The sequence below is a fragment of the Alteromonas sp. AO-Serp genome (assembly GCF_017849675.1).
GTDB lineage: Bacteria > Pseudomonadota > Gammaproteobacteria > Enterobacterales > Alteromonadaceae > Alteromonas > Alteromonas macleodii.
Map to the genome: position 1 here is coordinate 1 of NZ_JAFLMX010000267.1, position 1532 is coordinate 1532.

At 46.0% G+C, this 1532-nt stretch carries 1 protein-coding gene; it reads right to left on the reverse strand.

Annotation, left to right across the window (positions count from 1 at the left end; translation table 11 throughout):
- Nucleotides 1-175: 175 nt before the first annotated feature.
- Nucleotides 176-1372 (reverse strand): IS4 family transposase, encoded by a 1197-nt coding sequence (locus QVA83_RS17665; protein WP_287498754.1) that lies wholly within the window; start codon nt 1370-1372, stop codon nt 176-178.
- Between the last annotated feature and the right edge of the window lie 160 nt (nt 1373-1532).

Genomic DNA, 1532 nt, shown 5'->3' on the forward strand with positions numbered 1-1532 from the left:
GTAGAAAGCGTGCCTGCTATTTTCGATACGCTTTACGCCTACGCATGGTTTGTAGGGTTAATCATCGCCAGCATGGTTTATCTACTACTCTCCAACAGAGCACCCGTCACCATGCAGGCAAAAAGCGCCTCCCAATAATGGGGTCAGAGTCTGAGGGATCCCCACGAATTTAATTTCATGCGGTTCCAGCCCAGGTCCCGTCTACTATGGAGCTGTACCATTTGAGTGCAGCTTTCCACTGTCGCATAGTGAATCGTATCCTGCAAGCGACAGCCCTTAGTCCAAGATAATGGAATGACAGCACGCTTCTAGTTTCGGTATTGGCTTGGAATCGACGGTGTTTGTTCGAAGAGGCGAGCACCATACCCAGTAATATAGCCACGAGTGACGCTAACGTAGTCAGTAGTACCAGTATCGTCAGACGCTGCTTTTTCACACTTTTATTCTGCTCATAGCCGAGCCCGAACTTGGTACTTTTCATGTCTCTGAACCCTTCTTCAATCTGCATACGCTGGCGATAAATAGTAACGACCTGTTTCGATAAGCTTCGGTGAGACGCCAGTGATGTGGCTAATAGCCACGGGTCTTTCGCCCCTCGCGCATGGACTTTTGAGCGCTTTGAAGCTTTATGTGTACCGTCTGAATTTGAAGCATGACGTCCTTTGGATTTCTGTTTAAAAAGAATAAGCGTGCAGGCAAAGGGGTTGCTTCTTACGATTTGGCTGTTATCAAAACGCTTCGAACGACACGTCGCTAGGGTATAGAGGTGGCGAATACACTGCCACGTATTACCTCTATCAAGCGAGTAAAAATGTGGCTTGCGGATACGCCCAACAATGTCCCACCCTAGCGCTAGTACTTCTCTGAACCAAGGTGATTTATACCCTGCGTCGGTGACGATAATAGGTCGACAGTAGGAAGGTAATATGGCGTGCAATGTCTTTAGGAATGCCTTGTGCGTAGCTGGTTTCTCTTTGGTCTTGTTGCAGTGAACTTCTTGATAAAGTGTGACGGGTCTACCTTTTAAAGATATGGCCGCGCGTAAAAGAAAATGCGCTTTACGGTCGTCTAAATCTGACCAATCAATTGAAATAACAGGGCGTGATGTGCTGCTGCAAAATAGTTGGCATATAGATGCATAGATAAACGGTGTTTCGCTTAACAAATGTGGGTTTGAAAGCAAACGGTCTGCACGTTTAATCCGATGTTTTTCAAAGGCTTTAGTGCTAATTCCTCGACCTATGCTGGTTACGGTTGCAGCGCTTCCATTAAGCATGCTTTTGACGCACGCCGTTACCGCATCCCGACGAGTTTTATGCATTTTGTAGCTGACAAGCGATACGACTTTGTTCACAATAGATAGGGCATTCATGATTGTTTGGCCTCGGTGAAGTTTGGCGATTGATCTGATCACCAAACGTCATGAATGTTCCTATCTTTTTTATCTCACTGATATCGTTATATTATTTGTGGGGATACCTCAGACTCTGACCCCATTCTTGTGGTTTAGTCGCTTTGGCGTTGAGATAGTA